Below are 18,092 nucleotides of genomic sequence, written 5' to 3'. Positions count from 1 at the left end.
TTATTCTTCACCAGTTTCTTCAACGTTAATAACAGGGGGCTGCAGTAAAAAGTCTCGTTCCCAAATCTGCGACATAGAGGACTGGCTTATGTTACCACCAGACAAAATCACTAACGCCGTTTGACCACTTGGTGTATTAGCTGCCCAAGCAGCCACTGCGGCCATGGTCATCGCCGAGGTGGGTTCGATGTGCAGTTTAAGCAAATGATGCAACCACTGGGTCCAATAAGCTATTTGAACCTCGTCGACCTCGTAAAAATCATCGAGCTCCTGCAACAAAGGAAAGGTGATATCACCTACAGCAGGTGTCGCCGCACCATCGGCAAGTGTCTGAGGGATATGCGATAGGGGAATAATTTCACCCGCTTGTAACGAAAGGGCGGCATCGTTAGCCTCAGCAGGTTCAGCGCCAATGACTAACGCATGGGGTTGCATAGCGCGTGTTGCCAGTAATGTTCCTGAAAGTAATCCGCCACCACCGCAAGGTGCGAACACTGCATCTACTTGACCTATTTCTGTCAGTGCCTCTAGTGTGGCGGTACCTTGGCCGGCAATAACGTCGAGGTGATTAAACGGCGGGATCCAAACAGTATCGGGTAGGGAAGCCGCAGCGGCTACTGCGATATCAGCCTCTTTTCGAGTGGGATAAAGTTTAAGCTCTGCGCCGTAACTTTGCGTAGCTGTGGCTTTTATCGGTGAAATATTTTCACTGGCAAATATAGTTGCCTTTATGCCAAAGTGAGAAGCCGCGTAGGCCACCGCTTGCGCGTGATTGCCAGAACTGTTGGCAACCACATGAGCAGGTAGATTGCCTTCTTCTTTCAGCTTAGCCAAAAAATTCATGGCACCTCTTAGTTTAAATGCCCCAATGGTTTGAAGGCACTCTGCTTTAAATAAAATTCGATTACCCATCCATTGGTTAAGCAGCGACGATTCAATAATTGGCGTGTGTTTAACCTGGCCCTTAATTCTATCGTAAGCCTGTTTGACGTTGTCGAAAGTGGGAATTGCAGTCATAGATAGCGCTCTTTTTTCATTATATCTATACGTTATCACTTATTGGGCGTATGACAATTCATAATACATTCACAATAGCGCTTTAGTATGCCGATGCACGCTTTCGGAGATCGCTACATGTTCAAACGAGTGAACCATCGTGTTTATGCCTTACCCACGATGCTATTCTTATTGCTGACCGCATTGTTTGTATCTGCGGGAATATATATACAGAAAGACGAGAAACTTGCGCGTATATCAAAGGCCCATTCTGTTGCAGAGCAGGTCAGGATTAGTCTGGAAGTCTTTTCGACCGAACGCATTCAAGCGATCCACAATTTGATGTTGAACTGGCCTACTTTTGAACCTAATCAAGTGGATTGGTTTAACGCGCAAGCCATGTCCCTAATGGGAATGCAAAGGGGCTTCAGTTCACTGGTTTACTTGGATCAGAATGGCATTATTAAATGGGTGACTACCCCTTCTTCGGGCACTAAAAAACGCATAGACAACCGTTTAATTGAACAGCCGATGGAAACACTTGGGCTTGCTATACCTCTCCACGCAGAAGCGTTTTCGAGTACCCTGATATATTCCCCTGAAACGGGGCATCACTACATATTAGTGGGACGAGCGATTAGTCCACAAGAGCCGGAACACGGCTTCGTCGTTGCTGGGTTTGATGTGCAGACTATATTGGGCGTGATGCTGGGGGAGTTAGTTGGGCCACAGTTTAACTTTGAACTCACAATGCAGGGCCGTTCCCTGTTTAAAAGTGGTGAGATGGTACACGACTCCACGGTAGTGTCATTGCCTGCATTTGAGTTTATCCAACAGCCTTTAGTGTTGTCGATGCAATCTCAGCTAAGTCCCTACAACGCAGGGGGGATCATTATACTGATTGGCTCTCTTATGTCGGCTCTGGTCAGCTACGTTTTTCACAAGCAGTTAAAAGGTGCCGTTAACCTTTCTGTCAGCCAGCAGCGATACTTAACCGCCAGTGAAGCATCTCTTGATGCCCTACTTATATACCAGCCCGTAGATAACGACTTTGCATTGGTAGAAGCCAATTCCTACAGTCGTTATTTATTTAGAGGAGCGTGCGAAATATTAGGCGATATGACACTCGCACAGCAAACACACTTTCTTGGGTTAGACAGTCAATTTGTAAATGCACTACAAGTGGATGAAACCGGCGTGCCGTTTGAAGCTCACATAGCCATTACCAGCGACAGGATAGCGCCAGAATGGTTGAAAATTCAGGTGGTAAAAGCGGGGGGCAACATTGCAATAACGGTGCGGGATGTGACTGAGCGCTTCAGAGCCCAACAAGACTTAAAACACAGTGAAGAGCGTTATCGAAGACTGGTCGATGGTATGCATCGACACTTCGTCTATACCAAAACCCATCAACACAAGTTCGTGTATGTCAGCGCAGGAATAGAAAAAATACTGGGTTATCACCCTGAGGACTTTTGTAACAACGAATCACGTTACGTGTTACAAGTTCCTGATGAAACTTTCGACATTCGACAAACTATCGCCAGGGGAGATAAACCTGAGCCATATCTGGTGCATTATCGAGGTAAACAAGACAGGGATCATATACTGGAATTCTCAGAGACCCCCATTATTGACGAAGAAGGGAAACTCGTTGCTGTTGAAGGTATTGCGAAAGATGTAACCAAAGAGATAGCGTTGCAGGAAGAAGTGTATTTTCAGGCTAATCACGATCAACTAACCGGTTTGCTCAATCGGTATGCGTTTGATGCACAGCTCAGAGAGATACTAAAAGAAACCAGCACATTATCAGTGGAAAATAAGATAGATGAACGCAGCGACAATGTAGCCCCTATTGGAACATTCAGGCGCCCCATGCTACATAACGCGCGAAGTGTAATGTGTTTTGTTGATATGGACAGGTTTAAGTTGGTCAACGACAGTTGTGGTCACCCCGCCGGAGACAAATTGCTTAAAGAAATTTCGACCTTGTTTAGCCAGTTTGTAAATCGCAACGATTTACTTGCAAGAATAGGGGGCGATGAGTTTTGTATTATCTTTCGGGACCAGAGCTTAGAAGAAGTGACAAGCTGTCTGGATAAACTGTTGGCGGCAATCTCAAATTATCGGTTTGTATTTGATGATAAGCTTTTTTTTGTGGGTGCCAGTATTGGTGTAATTGAAATTAATGAAACCACCAGAAGCGCAGAAGCCCTTATTAAAGCAGCAGATAATGCCTGTTACAAAGCTAAGCATTTAGGTAGAAATCGCTACTTTGTGATCCGTGAAAATGACTACCAGATGGTCATCGACGATTCGGAAAACCAGATATTACAAGCATTACACCGTGCATTACAAGACGATGGCTTTGAATTGTTCAGTCAAGCCATTTTGCCTTTATCGCCTGCACAGACATCACACAATGCTTTACGACCCCACTACGAAATCCTGTTGCGACTTAATTCAAAAGAAGGCGGCTTAATCAGCCCAGGATTGTTTATTCCTTTAGCTGAACGTCATGGCTTGATGAGTAAAGTTGATTTATGGGTGGTTGAAAATACGCTTAATACGCTGGAACTTCACCCTGAGCATATTGAGAATGTTGGTAAAGTAGCAATTAATCTATCCGGTATTACCTTAGGTGATGAAATGGCGCTACATGCCATCACACAACGCGTACAAGGTACATCCGTACCGGCAGAGAAGTTGTGTTTCGAAATTACTGAAACCACTGCAGTAACGAATTTAAATGCAGCAAAACAGTTTATTTCAACACTGCGGAACATTGGTTGTAGTTTTGCTCTCGATGACTTTGGTGCTGGCATGTCATCGTTTACGTATTTAAAAAACCTCGATGTAGATTACGTCAAGATAGATGGTTCTTTTGTGCGAAACATTGTCCACGATCCTATCGATCATGCTACAGTGACGGCAATCAACAATATCGCGCACAGTATGGGTAAGCTCACCGTGGCTGAGTTTGTCGTCGACACTGCTACCGCTGATGTATTAAAGGCGCTTAAAGTGGATTACGGGCAAGGGTTTGTGCTTGATAAACCCAAACCACTGGCGCACCGAGTTCAATGGCAAGTTAACCTTGCCTCTGCCTAGAAGGAAATAAAAATGGGATTGTTTGATACCTTAATGGGGAACGCCAGTGAAACGAGTGCTGCCGATGTACAAGAGGAACTGTCGCCAATTTTAGCCGACAATGAAGTGGTCACGTCTGCATTCAAATTAGTACGTGATTTAAGTGTATTCACCAACAAACGTCTAATCTTAATTGATAAGCAAGGCCTTACGGGTCGTAAAGTGAACTATCACTCTATTCCTTACAAATCCATTACCCAGTTTATCGTAGAAACGGCAGGACACTTTGATACCGATGCCGAGCTAAAGATATGGTTGTCAGGAAAAGCCGATGCGATTGAAATAGAACTCAGCGCGGCATCAGCACAAGCGGTGCAAAAAAATCTGGCAACTCAAATGTTCAGCTAATTCCGTTTCTCTTTTAACGAGAAAGAAAAAAGAAAGCGAGGCCGCAATGAAGGCCTCGCTTTTTTCGTTATGGGAAGGACTAATTAGTTCTTCAGAGTGCGATTGAAGAAGTTGGTTATTGTTTTGTATAAGTGAATGCCCGTTTGCTTACCGCGAATACTGTGTTTCTTACCGGGGTAATCCATGGTCTCAAAAGGAATAGCCAAGTCCTGAAGATGTTTGTAAAGCATGGTGGAATGGGTAAACAGAACATTGTCATCTGCCATACCATGGTAAATCAATAAATCGCCCTTCAGATCTTTCGCATAAGGGAATACAGAAGAGGCCGTATAGGCGTCATCATCTGTTTTTGGGTTACCCATGTAGCGCTCGGTATAATGGGTGTCATATAAGCGCCAGTCGGTGACAGGGGCTCCCGATACTCCCGCAGCAAAGTAGTCGCCGGCTTTAAACATAGTCATTAACGTCATATAGCCGCCATAACTGTGACCGTGCACGCCAATGCGGTCCGCATCTACAAAAGGCAGAGTACGCAGGAACTCGACACCCGCCACTTGATCGTCTACTTCGATAAAGCCCATTTTTTTGTAAATGGGATCTTCAAAGCCTTTACCGCGATAGTTCGAACCTCGGTTATCCAGGGTAAACACGACGTAACCCTGATCTACCCAGTGTTGGAACAACAATCCGCGATTGCCTGCCCAACTGTTTGTCACCACCTGTGCATGTGGCCCACCGTATAAATAGACAATCACAGGGTGTTTTTGCTGTGGATTCTGTTTGGCACTGTCAGGGGTGTAAATACGGTACTTAAGCGTAGCGCCATCTTTGGTTTGAATATCACCAAATTCAGGTGCGCTCCAACTGTCCATATAGGTATAAAGTGGATGACCTTTATCAACCTTATTTTCTTCTAACCAGGTTATACGCTTGCCCGACGCATCGTTTAAGCTGACTTGAGCCGGAGAATTGATGGTCGAGAAACGGTCAATAAAAATAGACGCGTCTTTGCTAAATGCTGCACTGTGATAAGCGCCTAATTCAGTGACACGGCTAATATCTCCGCCGTTTAACGACACGCTATAAACGTGACTTTCCAGCGGTGTGTCTTTACGACCAGAGAAGTACAAACGGTTATTTGCCATATCGATAGCTTCTACACTGTCAACAACCCATTCACCGTGCGTGAGTTGTTTGATCAGTTGGCCATTATCGTTGAAAAGGTAAAGATGTTTAAAGCCGTCTCGCTCTGAAGCCCAAATAAACTGACCTTTATCTTTTAAGAAATAAAGATCGTTATGCAGGTTAACCCACGTATCGCTGTGCTCGGTCAATAACACTTTTTGCTTGCCAGTATTAAGGTCAAAAGCGCGCAGTTCTAGGGTTTGCTGATCGCGAGTTTGCCATTGATAGGTAAAAGTACTGCTATTTGGCATCCACTTACCACGGGCAAAATAGATGTCTTTGTCTTCACCCAAATCGACCCAGGTGCGTTCACCAGACGCAATGTCCTGAATTGCTAATTCTACCTGTACATTAGGCGTGCCTGCTTTGGGGTATTTTTGTTCAATTAGTTTAATGTCGTCGGCGTAAATTTCAGAGCGGGTAATCACTTCCACTGGCGTTTCGTCCACTTTGGTGAAAGCAATTTTTGTTTCGTCGGGTGACCACCAATACCCGGTCATACGCCCCATCTCTTCTTGAGCGACAAATTCAGCCATACCAAATTTAATATTGCCGCCACCTTCTTTGGTTAATGCGGTTTCTTTACCCGATGCAATGTGTTTAACGTACAGGTTTTGGTCACGGATAAACGAAATATAGTTGCCCTTAGGCGAAAGCTTAATATCGGTTTCAAACGCGTCTGTATCGAGCAGTTGCTTGGCGCCCTTTTCCCCTAGCTTGTGGTAAAACACATCTCCACCTAATGGAAAAAGTAACGCTTTACCGTCATCAGACCATTGATAGCTAACAATACCACTACCGGAAAGACGCATACGCTCCCGGCGCGCCTTTTCTTCATCAGATAGTATTTCTTCACCACTTTGAAGGTCGTTGGAGTCAAAGAGCAGGCGGGTTTCACCACTTTCAATATGGTATTCCCATAAATCTAATCGCTCGTAATCGGTTTGTTTACCTTTTAAAAAGGTCACTCTTTGTCCATCGGGTGAGACTTTTAATGAACGCGGTGCATTACCGTCTAATGAAGGTGAGGCAAAAATGCGCTCGATGGTGAGCGTTTGTGCGTGTAAAGCAGTAGAGAGCATAGCGGCTCCAATTAAAAGGGCTTTTTTCATTGTTATCTGCATAATTAACTTTCAAAGGTATGATTGTAGTGATATCGATTAATGATACAAGGTGCGAAGTATGAAATCCGCAATGGTGCTAGGAGCGACAGGTTTAGTAGGACGAACACTTGTAAATGAACTTTTACAAGACAGGCGCTACGGTGAAGTAGTGTGTTTAGTCAGAAAACCGCTGTCGGCACAGCTATTCTATGACCCTTACAATCGGCTCAAACCCGTGGTGATCGATTTTGAGCAACTACAGGATTATCAGGGGTATTTCAGTGTGGACCACGTGTATTGCTGTTTGGGCACCACGCTTAAAAAGGCGGGTTCAAAGCACGCGTTTCGGCGGGTGGATTTTGAGTACGTTCACATTGCTGCCCAATTAAGTCGTGCCCAGCGAGCGGCGAGTTTTGTGTGGATTTCTTCTGTGGGCGCTGATGCGAAAAGCAGTAGCTTTTACTTAAGAGTAAAAGGGGAGTTAGAAAATGCCATTATGCGCATGCCACAGCTTCCTCATGCGGCAGCGGTGCGCCCGTCGCTACTGCTTGGCGACAGAGGAGAGTCTTGTTTACTTGAAGACCTGGCGAAAACAACCGCGCCTATGTGGCAAAGTCTTATGAAGGGGCCGTTAAAAAAATACCGTCCTGTGTACGCGATTGATGTGGCGAGAAACATGATGTCGCTACAAAAGTGGTAATTTGGGTTAAAAAGTTGGTTAAAATAGCGCAGCGATAATACCCTCAGTAAGCTCTAGAAACTAATCTCCAGACAAAAAGCTCCAAAAACAAAGGTCCAGAAACAGCATGTTTCGATGTAAGCAATTTAGCGTGGCGCAAGACAAATGCGCCATGAAGGTTAATACAGACAGTTTAATACTCGGCAGTTGGGTGAGACCCCAGCAGGCCTCTTCTATTTTAGATATCGGTACCGGTAGTGGCATTTTGGCATTAATGCTGGCGCAGACCTCTATGAAAGGTGCCAGTATTGATGCGCTGGAAATTGACGAGGACACGGCAAAACAGGCCGCAGATAATGTTAAGGGCTCCCCATGGCCTGAAAAAATACAGGTTTTCAATACAGATTTAGCCGACTTTGTACCGTCAATGTCCTACGACATTATTGTCTCCAACCCGCCTTACTTTGATACGCCCACGGCTTTTACGAAGGCTTATCACACGCAGACAACAGCACGTCACACTGCCCGACAGACAGCGCATTTAACGCCTGAGGATGTGTTTAATTTTTGTGTCCGCCATTTAAATGAAAAAGGAAGTCTGTATTGCGTATACCCATATCAGTTTGAGCAAAAGATATTGTCGGTAGCGGATGACGTTCAGCTGCGACCTACCCGTATTCTCTACGTTAAACACAATCAAAGCGCCAATCCCTATCTCTGTGCTTTTCAGTTTAAAAAGGCGATAAGAGAGAAACCTGTGTCAACTGAGACGATGTTGATCCGTAAAGAAAGTGGAGAATACACCGAAGAATATAAAAAGTTATGTAGTGCATTTTATCTTAAATTTTAGTTTGCTATAAAACGTCTTAAACGTATTTTTTGGCATACCTTAAAATTGTAAAATATTGATAATTAATGTTTTAAAATTTTACTTTTCTATTCAAAAGTTTAATAAGCTAAAGTCCAATTTCTAAATTATATCAACCTCCTATACTTATATTAACAGCGCTAACACCGTAGTAATTATTCCTCAGGATGAGTGAAGTTTGACTCAGAAAGTTGTAAGAGGAGTGTGAGTAATGCGAGAAAAAAGTAAATCACAGCATGAATGTAGTGAACAATTCAATGCGCAAGGCAATTGTGATAATTCAATTAACGCGTCAATTTATTCGAGCATAGAAATAAAAAATATTCCCACATTGGTTCCAGTTTGCTCCAAACTGGAGACAGAACGCATGTGGAAAAAACGCCTTTCGCTGTTGCTAGAAGCAGAAATTAATTTATTTAACTCTCAACGACTACGCAAAATAGCCACGATTATTACCGTTGTAAGCATGGCTTTTATTGTGTTTTCTTTTTACACATCTCCCACGATGGCACCCACTTTATTCTATTGTCTGGTAACGTTCTCTATTTTTGGATTCACCTTGTATCTGTTTTGCTTTGTACTTACAAAGAGCAATCGAGAAAATAGAGACAATATTTCGAGATTGTTTTACGTTAGTAACCATGAAATTGAGAAAGTCGATGGAAAATACACATTAATAAATAGAGCGAGCTATACAGGCATTACGTATATAAACATAGTGGAACGCAGTTTTGGAAAATTCGCCAAACTATAGGGATCATTATACCACTGAGTTTACCTTGTTCTTGTGGGTAGCAGCCCTTTTACTGGGTGGACTACTACTAACGCCTATCGATGCATTGGGACAACTTGTTTCCTCTGCTGTTGTCATCGCCGTCATTTCTATAAGCTGTAACGAGGCAGAAAATACACACAAACTTCAGCAATTTTTCAGGGTATTGGCATTAGTTTTAGCCATTGCTCTCACCATAAGATATTTGCTTTGGCGTGGACTATACACACTGAAGTACAACGATTTTTTATCTCTTTTGGCTGTTTGGTTACTCTTTTTTGCAGAGCTATATGCTGGGTTGTCGTTAATTTTAGGAGCCATCGTAAATGTTTTCCCTTTAAATCGTCCTTTATTGTCATTAATTCATGAAGACAAGAGTTGTTTACCTAGTGTGGATGTGATGATCCCCACTTACAACGAGGGCGTTGATATTCTGGAAGTGACTATCCGTGCCTCTAAAATGCTGGATTACCCAAAGGAAAAAATACAAATCCATCTGCTAGATGATGGTGGCACTGATGAAAAAGTGGGGGCAAAGGATCCTGAATTAGCGGCCATTGCTAAACAAAGAAGAGAAACTTTGAAAGCCTTGTGTAAAAAACTGTCTATTCATTACCATACTCGAGAAAAGAATGAGTATGCCAAAGCCGGCAATATTAATCATGCGATAAAAAATACCCAAGGCGATCTCATTGTGATCTTGGATGCTGATCACGTTCCTACTTCAGACTTTCTCGATAGAACCGTACCCTGGATGCTTAAAAATGAAAAAACTTTCTTGGTTCAAACACCACACTTTATGGCAAATCCAGATCCCGTAGAACGCAATTATTTTTCTGCATTTACACGGATGCCATCTGAAAATGACATGTTCTATGGCACCATTCAAAAAGGCCTTGATTACTGGGGGTGCTCATTTTTCTGCGGTTCAGCGGCTGTAATCAGACGCAAACATTTAATACTTGCCGGAGGAATAGTCGGTGAATCCATTACAGAAGATGCCGAAACAGCACTAGAGCTACATAAATTGGGTTTTGAGTCCGTTTATGTAGACAGGCCAATGGTAAGTGGATTAGCGCCAGAAACCTTCGATGCATTTATCAAGCAGCGTATGCGATGGGCTCAAGGCATGACTCAAATACTGCTGTTGAAAAAACCGTATAAAGAGCAAGGACTGAAGTGGTATCAGAGAGTAGGGTATATGAGCTCAATAATGTTTTGGCTTTTTCCCTTCGCAAGAATCATTTTCTTGCTAATGCCCTTATCATTTCTGCTGTTTGGACTAGAAGTATACCATGCATCAATGTTGGAAATTCTGGCATTTACGCTACCTCATGTTATTGGCACATACATGATTTCGACTATGTTATTTGGAAGAACACGTTGGCCATTAGTTTCTGAGTTATATGAAATATTGCAGTGTGTATTTACATTAAATGCCTTAATCAAAGTATTTATCAAACCTAAGAGTCCTTCTTTCGTTGTTACGCCTAAAGGGGAAAGTTTAAAACAAACCTACATTTCTCCGCTTTCTAACGTGTTTTATTGGCTTTTATTGGCCATTTCTTTAGGGTTTGTCGCCGGTGTATACAAGTTGATCAACGACCCATTAACACGAGAAATTACTCTCGTCGTTATGCTGTGGAATATGTTTAATCTATTACTGCTATTGGCAGTAATGAGTGTGTTACTTGAACGAAAACAGGTAAGAAATCAGGCAAGATTACCCGCGGCGAATAATGTAGTGATTCGCTCTAACGATGATACAGCTTGGGTAGGGGAACTTTTTGACCTTTCTGTTGGAGGAGCCCGATTACGCTTAAAATCTGAGGGGGTAATATTAGATAAGGAAGCTATATTAGTATCATGGAGTGACACGTTAAAAAGAAACGTGCATATCCCTATAGATATTTTGCATTATCAAAACGGTGCGAGAATATTAAGAGTCAAATTCTCTCCTAAAACTGATGATGACAAAGACGATATAGTTGCATTTTCAATGTGTAATAGTCTGCGTTGGGTCTCTTTTCAGCGTAGAAGAACTAGAGCCATATCTTATTGGTTTGGTGTTAAACATGTGTTGAAAGTGAGTATAAAACCCGTTTTTTCACACCTGCTGGAAATAATTAGAAAGCTGAATTTCAAATTTTGCAGAAATGCATAATTTGTATGGAGTGAAAGTCATGAAAGCGTATTTATTATTATTGGTCAGTGTACTTACTTCTTTTTCGTTGCAGGCGAAAACAGAGACATTCCGACTCACTGAGCTTTTCGATGGCGCACGTACGGTTCGTTTAGAAGGCAGTGCTGATTCATTTACTATTCCAGTAACACTCAATTCTATTGTACAAGTTGACAAAGCACTATTAAAAATTGAAGTCGTCAGTTCAAAGGCACTTATAAAAAAGCGCTCTCAGCTATATGTTCGCTTTAATAATGCGACAATTGGCCAAGTTGAATACGACCCTGATAGACCTGCTCTTGTTTCCGAGATCACCATTCCCAAATCACTGTGGCGAGTGGGTTTTAACGCCTTAACTTTTTCTGTAAGCCAACACTATGCAGCGCAATGTGGAAACGGAAATTCTCCAGAGTTATGGAGTGAAATTAACGCACATAACTCATCGTTAACCTTGACTACCAGTACAAAAGATCACGCGTTTACATTGAATGAATTAAGCGGTTTTTTCAGTCCTGGAGTCGCTGGGCAACGAGAAGTAGCACTTTACACTGCGAAGGAACCTTCCGCGGGAACAATGGAACAATCACTTCCTCTAGTCGCCCAAGCTCTTGCGTTGCGTAATCAGTATCAACCTTTACACGTTTTTCATAGATCATTAGATGATCGCTATTTATCTGCAGAAACGAAAGATGCCGAAAGAGATATGTGGGATGAAGAAAAGGTAAATCAGTTTCATCACAGCGCCTGGTATTTAAAGGACGAAGAAAAACAACCGGTTCACGTACTGGTAGGTACAGTAAGTGAACTATCATCTGTACTTACCGATGATGTTATTAACCAAATAGATACAGCCTTTATTGAAACGCAAACCACACCAGCGTTCGTGGTAGATAATAAAGTTGTTGTTCCAGCCAGTTATAGGTTGATTGTTAGTGGTAAAACACATGACGATGTCATGGTCGCAGCAAAAACACTTGCGGTAATGGACGATGAACTAAACTCTACTAATCGAATAAAAGTGCATTCTCAGAGTAATGTGTCGGCTGAAATCTTACTCAGAAATGGCGTGTTAGCCCCCGGTAGTCAATATACATTTGAAGCAATTGGTGTCGACACCCAACAATTTCTCAACGAAGGTCAATTTTCTCAAAGAGTCTCTTTGAGGTTACCTGCGGATTTTTATGTTCCCGAGAGTGCAAATGTTGAGCTGCTATTAGATTTTGCATACGGTGCAGGCTTTGGCTCTGGTTCTATCATGAATGTGAGAGTTAATAATGCATTGGTCCATGGTTTGATGCTTAATAAAGAAAATGGTACAGCCTATAGAGATTATCAACTTAATATTCCTGCTAGGTTTTTTAAGGGAGGGACGAACCATATTGACTTTGATATCACTGCACGCGCTCCTTTGGTAGGGGTATCTTGTGATGATATACCTGGGTCTCATTTAATTTTTCAGCTAAATAATGCTTCTAAAATCATTCTTCCCAGTGCCGGTTTTATCGCTGTGCAACCTAATTTGGCACTGATGTCTGAAACGGCCTATCCGTTTGCCCGTTATAAGTCAGCACCTCTTACTACCTTAAGAATTCCGTCATTAGACTTTATTGATAGCGCACTAACCTTGTCAGGTAAATTTGCTCAAGTTGCTAAATCACCAATATTAAATTTCCAAATTTCAATAGGTGAGAGGAAGGTACCAGATGGAACCAGTATGATATTGGGGACACCACAAAGTTTAACCCAATTGGATCAGGGGAGTTTTACGACAGCGGTAGAGAAAACAAATCGATGGTCATATCGATTACAAAATAATTTGTATAATCAAATTCGTACGTTGAGCAACGACTTGTCGTTTAAACAGATGCGTGTAGATGGCAACACGGTTCAAGAAAGTTCACTAGGCAATCAGGCCGTGCTAACTGCACATCGGCATCCCAATAGTAATCAAGATGACACTCTTTTTGTTTTAGCTGCGCAAACACCTGAATTGTTAGAAGCACGGGTTCATGATCTCGTCAGTTTGACAATGTGGGGGCAGTTATCAGGCGACTTTTTTGCCTGGAATAACGCACTGCAACCATCACTTGTCATGCAAGTTAGCGAAAAATACGAAGTTGGAGAAGCCGGAAACTCATGGCTGCATTTGCGCTTGTGGTTATCCAACAACCCGTGGTACTGGCTAATTTCGTTTGTGGTGCTAGTCCTTCTCGTAAGTATTGTTGTGCACTTATTACTTAAGCGAAGAAATAAACAAGTGAAGGATTCTTGGTGAACAAAGGTGGTCAGTAAAAGCACTATGTATTAGACGGTATTTTACCTTGCTGTGAGAAGGAAAACGAGCCTGTCAAAGACTATTGGTTATTTGATGTTGACAAGGCTTAGCAACGGCAAACTTTTCTGCAACTCACTCATATAAACCAAAAGGGGCAAATGGTGTGGTAGTAATTATTAGGTTCACCTGCACCTGGCTTACGGTTTTACTACTGTGCTTTGCCGCTGAGGCTATCGCGCAAACAGATACCGTTTATCAGGAAAAAGACCTTGGGCTCATTCCACGCTTTTCTACCAAACTCGATTTGACAGGCTTGTGGTATCACATCGAAAAACGCCAAACGCTATTGGCAAATAATGAATATGCGCGTTTAAAGGCTTTACATCCTGACTGGACGGTACCGAAAGATGTGATATTGGCGTTGGAAATATTGAACAATTACCAAGATATGAACACCGCTGCGTTAAATACTGACACTAGTAGCATCAGTGTCTTACCTAAGGAAATCGAAGTTTTTGCAAACTTGACTCCTGATCAGAGAAGAAAAGTAAGCCAGCAAGATATTCTTCGGTTAGTCGAAAAAAGCAATGTGCTTGGTCGTAGTGACATCTATTTGTTGATGGCATGGACGGCGCTAGATAAGGCTTTAGATGAAGTTGCACTACAACAATTTTCAAGGGCGAAAGAGACCACCACTTCAGATGAAGAGCGAAATTCAATACAGCAAGGTCTGCTATTGATAAGAAATAGAATGATTGAACAAGCCATAGAACAAAGCGATTTTGTTTTGTTGCAGCAGTATTTGGAAAACGAAGATAGGGACAACGTATTTACCAAAATAGAAGGTGCTGCCTGGCGACATTATGAAGGTAAAAATTTCGAATTGGCATACGCGTTATTTGCTCTACAGGGAAATAAAGAGGGGCAATATTTAACGCTTATCGCCCAACAAAAATATGATCGAGCTTTTGACATAGCATGTGCGTTAAACAGTAATATATATCACCGTTATTGTGCGGATTTACTGTCTTTTCGCCAATCATATCTTTATAACGACGATAAGTTTGAACAAAGCATTCAATCTGCCATAGCGTTAAACACAATACGTCCGTTACACAACAACGAAAAAGAATTGCTGGGGTGGGCCGCCAAAGAATGCGGTAATACAGCGTTAGCTAATGAAACATTTGAATCATTGCTAATACAAAATGGAAATAGAGAAGATATTGCCACGGCGTTAATAAACTTAAACAGTACCAATCCAAAGAAGCTGGAAGGGTTGGCAACGCAATTTACGTTGATTGACGCCATTTTAAAAAAGAAACTTGCAGAAAGTGCTTGGGGGAGAAAACAATTTTTACTTGCTTACCTTGAGCGGGAACCTCGTGCAATTGTAACGCAGAATAAAGACGCTTTAACCGCAGTTTATGGGACTGCATTTCGTTCACGTAGTGGTGAAAAAGGGCTGGGTAATTTTGATGTACTCTCACAGTACATAGGGATCGGCGGTGAATATGAACGCTGGTTGTGGAATGCCACCATTAACTATGAACAGTATTACAGTGGTTTACCTACCACTGGAGATTGGTTTGGCAGTGAGCAATTACTACTAGATACTGAACCATTTAAAGGAATTAGTGGTTTTGAAGATATTGGAGGAAGAATTGAAGCACTTTATCAAAAAGACAGTGCTAATTTTTACTTAAATATTGAATACGGTATGGTAGATCAGCCAGTTTCAACTGAGGTAACCGGTCAGTTATCAACCACTCATTTTTTAGATAATTTGACACTAGCCCTCACCTTATTTAGAAAACCTAAAGATGACAGTTTATTAAGTCAGTCGGGAACGTTTAATGAGGCCCATCGCGAACCCTGGGGGTATGTGTTAGAGGAGGGGGGAAGTGCTCTAGCAGCGTTTGCTATCGCGCCTAAGTGGTCAATGTCAGGAACTGCTCAATTTAGCATTCTGAATGGAGAGCAAGTTGCACGAAATCAAGCCATATCATTTCGTATGGATGTGAATTATGACTTTGCCGAGCGCGTTTCCCAACATTTAGATTACTGGCGTATTGGCCCTTTCGCGAGCTATAAAAGCTACGATAAAAATCTCAGTGGTTTTACCTATGGTAATGGGGGCTATTTTAGCCCCAGTTATTTTGTCACTATGGGGGGCTATTCAGAATTATTAACAGCAGAGGCTTACAACTGGCAAATAAAGTTAAGAAGCTCGCTTGCACTATCTCGCGTTGAGCAAACCAACGACCCTCGATTCCCTTTTGATAGTCATTCGAGTGAAACACTTGGTTATTCTCAATCAACGGGGTTAAGTGGAAATATCACTGTTGAGGGGCAATATCGATTAAATGATAACTGGGTGGTGTCTGGGTATATAGGAAAGGCATTCGCCGTTGAATATCAAGCATTTCAAGCAGGCTTGCAATTCCGGTGGCGCGCAGGGAAAGGAAATGGGGTAACAAGTGACGAACTGTTGCTTTCTTCGCCCCGCGTTAGTCACTTTGTATTGTAAAGTACAGTTGCGCAGATAAAAGTCACTCTGCGTAAACGAAAAAAGCCGCCTGACGGCGGCTTTTCTTACTTGTTGTAAAGTGCTTTAGCTCTTTTTAACAAGTACAGATACTTTTTCGATACCAGCTACTTTTACCTGGTTCATTACTTCTACCACAGTGCCGTGTTCGGTATCTTCATCGGCCTGGATAGCTGCAGAGTCAGTATTATTGTTAGCAAGGTACGTTTGCGTGTTAGCAACAACACGACGAATATCTACTTCACGACCACCCATAGTAATGGTGCCATCAGCAGCAATACGAATCGAAAGCGCTTTTGAAGGCTTGTCGTTTTTCGCTTGATTGTCTTCTGGACGGTTTACATCTAAACCTTTCTCTTTCACGAACGAGGTCGTTACGATGAAGAAAATCAACATGATGAACACGATGTCCAACATGGGGGTCATATCAATCTGAGCCTCGTCTTCAGCCGAGGTATGCTTCTTTCTTTTCATCTCGTCTTCTTTCTTCTGTTACGTTCGAGCGCTTTAGTATACTGCTTGTTACAAAAATATACAGACTTTTGTATAAAAACAGTGAGCTCTTTAACACTTGTTGCTGGAAAAACGCTCAATTTCACTGTAATAAAACCACACCCTAGGGATGTTTGTGTGAAATAGCGACACCTAATTGGTAAAAATACAACATCAATGCCTGATTGAGTGATGTACGCAAGTTACCATGAGGATAAATACCAAGTCTAGCTTCCGTTGATTTTTTTGTCCCTTGTACTAAGAACGCATTTTTGATCTCGTGATCCTGAATACAAGCTTCAAAAGCGCGGGCAGCCATCTCTTGAGGGATCGCATAATAATACATTTTTAACGCGCGATCAGCCTCTACTGATCGCACAAAGTACTCATTGGGCCTCTTTTGATCATTTAAGAACAACAATGAGAAACAATCGCTCAATTTTTGATTAAGGGGGTGGGGGTTCATTGGCGCATTGTCTAACCACGCTTGGGTAGCAAAACTCCCTGCTGCGATCCCATTGAACATACGAGGGGCAATGTAATGATCGAAGGCGTGAAACCACTCGTGGGCCAGCGCTCCTGCACCCGCGTTTTTAGCCAGCGCCAGTTGCCGCTTGGCACTGTTGTAATGTGCGCTGCTGTGTTTTTGTCCCCCACTGCCAAATGCCAAAGAAAGGGATCCATTGAGAGATAACACTTGCTCATTCACGTTTAAGATCGCTACCAGATCGTACAGCGCGTCGAAAAATAAATTAGCGGCGATCTGTTGTTCCTGTGCCGTAACCCACCGTCCCACTGTGATAGTAGAGAAATTGAACAACTTTCTGATGTCTTGGAATGACACATCCGCGCCATCTCTATGGCTAGGGCCATTGCGATAAAATTGCTGGTGTAGGCGACCTTTATTGTCCAATGTGAAGGCTCGTATAGCGCGTTATGTGAATACTAGGCCATAGCAACCAGTAATTGTTCGCACCACGCCTCAATGCGAGCATCGCTTTTATCATATTGGTTTTCATCATCAAGAGACAACCCTACAAAATGGGATTTATCTTCTGTCAGGGCTTTTGATGCGGTGAAATCGTAGCCTTCGTTGGGCCAGTAACCCACAATTTTGCAGCCGGACGGTAAGATAGCGTCGTGAAGCATGCCCAGCGCGTCTTGAAACCATTCTCCGTACCCCAATTGGTCGCCAAGTCCAAACAGGGCAATGGTTTTTCCACTTAGATCAAGGGTATGAACGTCTTCCCAATGGGATTCCCAATCTTCCTGTAATTCACCAAAATCCCAAGTGGAAATGCCAAATATGACAATATCGTAATCGGCTGTACGAGACAGGCTGACCTCTTTAATATTGTGTAAGTCGACGATGTCTTCATCAAACAAACTATTGAGCTGGGCCTGAATTTTTTCCGCTGCCATCTCTGTGTAACAGGTCGTAGAACCATAAAACAAACCAATAGACAGGGCGCCACTACTCATTAGATACCTCTT

13 protein-coding genes are annotated in these 18,092 nt (G+C 42.6%); 8 read left to right on the top strand and 5 right to left on the bottom strand.

From position 1 onward, the window contains the following. The gene (locus ACMCM8_RS13635; RefSeq protein WP_412723156.1) at window positions 1-1,017 is read right to left on the bottom strand and encodes a serine/threonine dehydratase; all 1,017 of its coding nucleotides are present in this window, start codon (window positions 1,015-1,017) and stop codon (window positions 1-3) included. 117 nt (window positions 1,018-1,134) lie between these two features. Here ACMCM8_RS13635 and ACMCM8_RS13630 point away from each other — a divergent pair, with 117 nt between their 5' ends. Together ACMCM8_RS13630 and ACMCM8_RS13625 are read left to right on the top strand one after the other, a co-directional pair. After that, a complete protein-coding gene (locus tag ACMCM8_RS13630) occupies window positions 1,135-4,107 on the top strand; it encodes a bifunctional diguanylate cyclase/phosphodiesterase (protein WP_412723155.1) in 2,973 nt (990 codons plus the stop codon). A 12-nt stretch (window positions 4,108-4,119) separates the two neighbouring features. Next, a complete protein-coding gene (locus ACMCM8_RS13625) occupies window positions 4,120-4,494 on the top strand; it encodes a PH domain-containing protein (protein ID WP_412723154.1) in 375 nt (124 codons plus the stop codon). An 83-nt stretch (window positions 4,495-4,577) separates the two neighbouring features. Here ACMCM8_RS13625 and ACMCM8_RS13620 read toward each other — a convergent pair whose 3' ends face one another. After that, a complete protein-coding gene (locus tag ACMCM8_RS13620) occupies window positions 4,578-6,791 on the bottom strand; it encodes a S9 family peptidase (RefSeq protein ID WP_412723153.1) in 2,214 nt (737 codons plus the stop codon). A 70-nt stretch (window positions 6,792-6,861) separates the two neighbouring features. On the opposite strand from ACMCM8_RS13620, the gene ACMCM8_RS13615 reads away from it, so the two are divergent. The 6 genes from ACMCM8_RS13615 (at window position 6,862) to ACMCM8_RS13590 (ending at window position 16,088) form a co-directional block, all read left to right on the top strand. Beyond that, a complete protein-coding gene (locus ACMCM8_RS13615; RefSeq protein WP_412723152.1) occupies window positions 6,862-7,482 on the top strand; it encodes an NAD(P)H-binding protein in 621 nt (206 codons plus the stop codon). A gap of 130 nt (window positions 7,483-7,612) precedes the next feature. Then, the gene (locus ACMCM8_RS13610; RefSeq protein ID WP_412723151.1) at window positions 7,613-8,311 is read left to right on the top strand and encodes a tRNA1(Val) (adenine(37)-N6)-methyltransferase; all 699 of its coding nucleotides are present in this window, start codon (window positions 7,613-7,615) and stop codon (window positions 8,309-8,311) included. 229 nt (window positions 8,312-8,540) lie between these two features. After that, window positions 8,541-9,083 carry a hypothetical protein gene (locus tag ACMCM8_RS13605; RefSeq protein WP_412723150.1) on the top strand — a complete coding sequence of 181 codons (543 nt, stop codon included), beginning with the start codon at window positions 8,541-8,543 and terminating at the stop codon, window positions 9,081-9,083. Next, on the top strand, window positions 9,061-11,265 hold the full coding sequence (bcsA, locus tag ACMCM8_RS13600) for a UDP-forming cellulose synthase catalytic subunit (protein WP_412723149.1): 2,205 nt from the start codon (window positions 9,061-9,063) through the stop codon (window positions 11,263-11,265). The genes ACMCM8_RS13605 and bcsA overlap by 23 nt, the downstream gene beginning before the upstream one ends. A gap of 19 nt (window positions 11,266-11,284) precedes the next feature. Continuing rightward, complete coding sequence (locus ACMCM8_RS13595) at window positions 11,285-13,558, top strand: cellulose biosynthesis cyclic di-GMP-binding regulatory protein BcsB (RefSeq protein ID WP_412723148.1); 2,274 nt, start codon at window positions 11,285-11,287, stop codon at window positions 13,556-13,558. A gap of 163 nt (window positions 13,559-13,721) precedes the next feature. Continuing rightward, the gene (locus ACMCM8_RS13590; protein ID WP_412723147.1) at window positions 13,722-16,088 is read left to right on the top strand and encodes a cellulose synthase subunit BcsC-related outer membrane protein; all 2,367 of its coding nucleotides are present in this window, start codon (window positions 13,722-13,724) and stop codon (window positions 16,086-16,088) included. Window positions 16,089-16,172: 84 nt separating this feature from the next. On the opposite strand, the gene ACMCM8_RS13585 is transcribed toward ACMCM8_RS13590, so the two are convergent. From ACMCM8_RS13585 to fldB, 3 genes are all read right to left on the bottom strand, one after another. Beyond that, window positions 16,173-16,580: an ExbD/TolR family protein gene (locus ACMCM8_RS13585; RefSeq protein WP_412723146.1), complete on the bottom strand. Its 408-nt coding sequence runs from the start codon at window positions 16,578-16,580 to the stop codon at window positions 16,173-16,175. Between the two features lie 142 nt (window positions 16,581-16,722). Beyond that, window positions 16,723-17,511 carry a CLCA_X family protein gene (locus tag ACMCM8_RS13580; protein ID WP_412723145.1) on the bottom strand — a complete coding sequence of 263 codons (789 nt, stop codon included), beginning with the start codon at window positions 17,509-17,511 and terminating at the stop codon, window positions 16,723-16,725. Between the two features lie 32 nt (window positions 17,512-17,543). Then, window positions 17,544-18,080 (bottom strand): flavodoxin FldB, encoded by a 537-nt coding sequence (gene fldB / locus ACMCM8_RS13575; RefSeq protein ID WP_412723144.1) that lies wholly within the window; start codon window positions 18,078-18,080, stop codon window positions 17,544-17,546. Window positions 18,081-18,092: the final 12 nt, after the last annotated feature.

The sequence above is a fragment of the Alteromonas sp. D210916BOD_24 genome, from assembly GCF_047159385.1.
In the GTDB taxonomy this organism is placed as follows: Bacteria; Pseudomonadota; Gammaproteobacteria; order Enterobacterales; family Alteromonadaceae; genus Alteromonas.
Note: the sequence above shows the minus strand (reverse complement) of the source record. Positions and strands in the feature narration are given on the sequence as shown.

Bases quoted from the DNA above. Each gene is read 5' to 3' on its own strand.
- ACMCM8_RS13635 (WP_412723156.1), bottom strand. From the start codon at position 1,017: ATGACTGCAATTCCCACTTTCGACAACGTCAAACAGGCTTACGATAGA.
- ACMCM8_RS13630 (WP_412723155.1), top strand. From the start codon at position 1,135: ATGTTCAAACGAGTGAACCATCGTGTTTATGCCTTACCCACGATGCTA.
- ACMCM8_RS13625 (WP_412723154.1), top strand. From the start codon at position 4,120: ATGGGATTGTTTGATACCTTAATGGGGAACGCCAGTGAAACGAGTGCT.
- ACMCM8_RS13620 (WP_412723153.1), bottom strand. From the start codon at position 6,791: ATGAAAAAAGCCCTTTTAATTGGAGCCGCTATGCTCTCTACTGCTTTA.
- ACMCM8_RS13615 (WP_412723152.1), top strand. From the start codon at position 6,862: ATGAAATCCGCAATGGTGCTAGGAGCGACAGGTTTAGTAGGACGAACA.
- ACMCM8_RS13605 (WP_412723150.1), top strand. From the start codon at position 8,541: ATGCGAGAAAAAAGTAAATCACAGCATGAATGTAGTGAACAATTCAAT.
- ACMCM8_RS13595 (WP_412723148.1), top strand. From the start codon at position 11,285: ATGAAAGCGTATTTATTATTATTGGTCAGTGTACTTACTTCTTTTTCG.
- ACMCM8_RS13585 (WP_412723146.1), bottom strand. From the start codon at position 16,580: ATGAAAAGAAAGAAGCATACCTCGGCTGAAGACGAGGCTCAGATTGAT.
- fldB (WP_412723144.1), bottom strand. From the start codon at position 18,080: ATGAGTAGTGGCGCCCTGTCTATTGGTTTGTTTTATGGTTCTACGACC.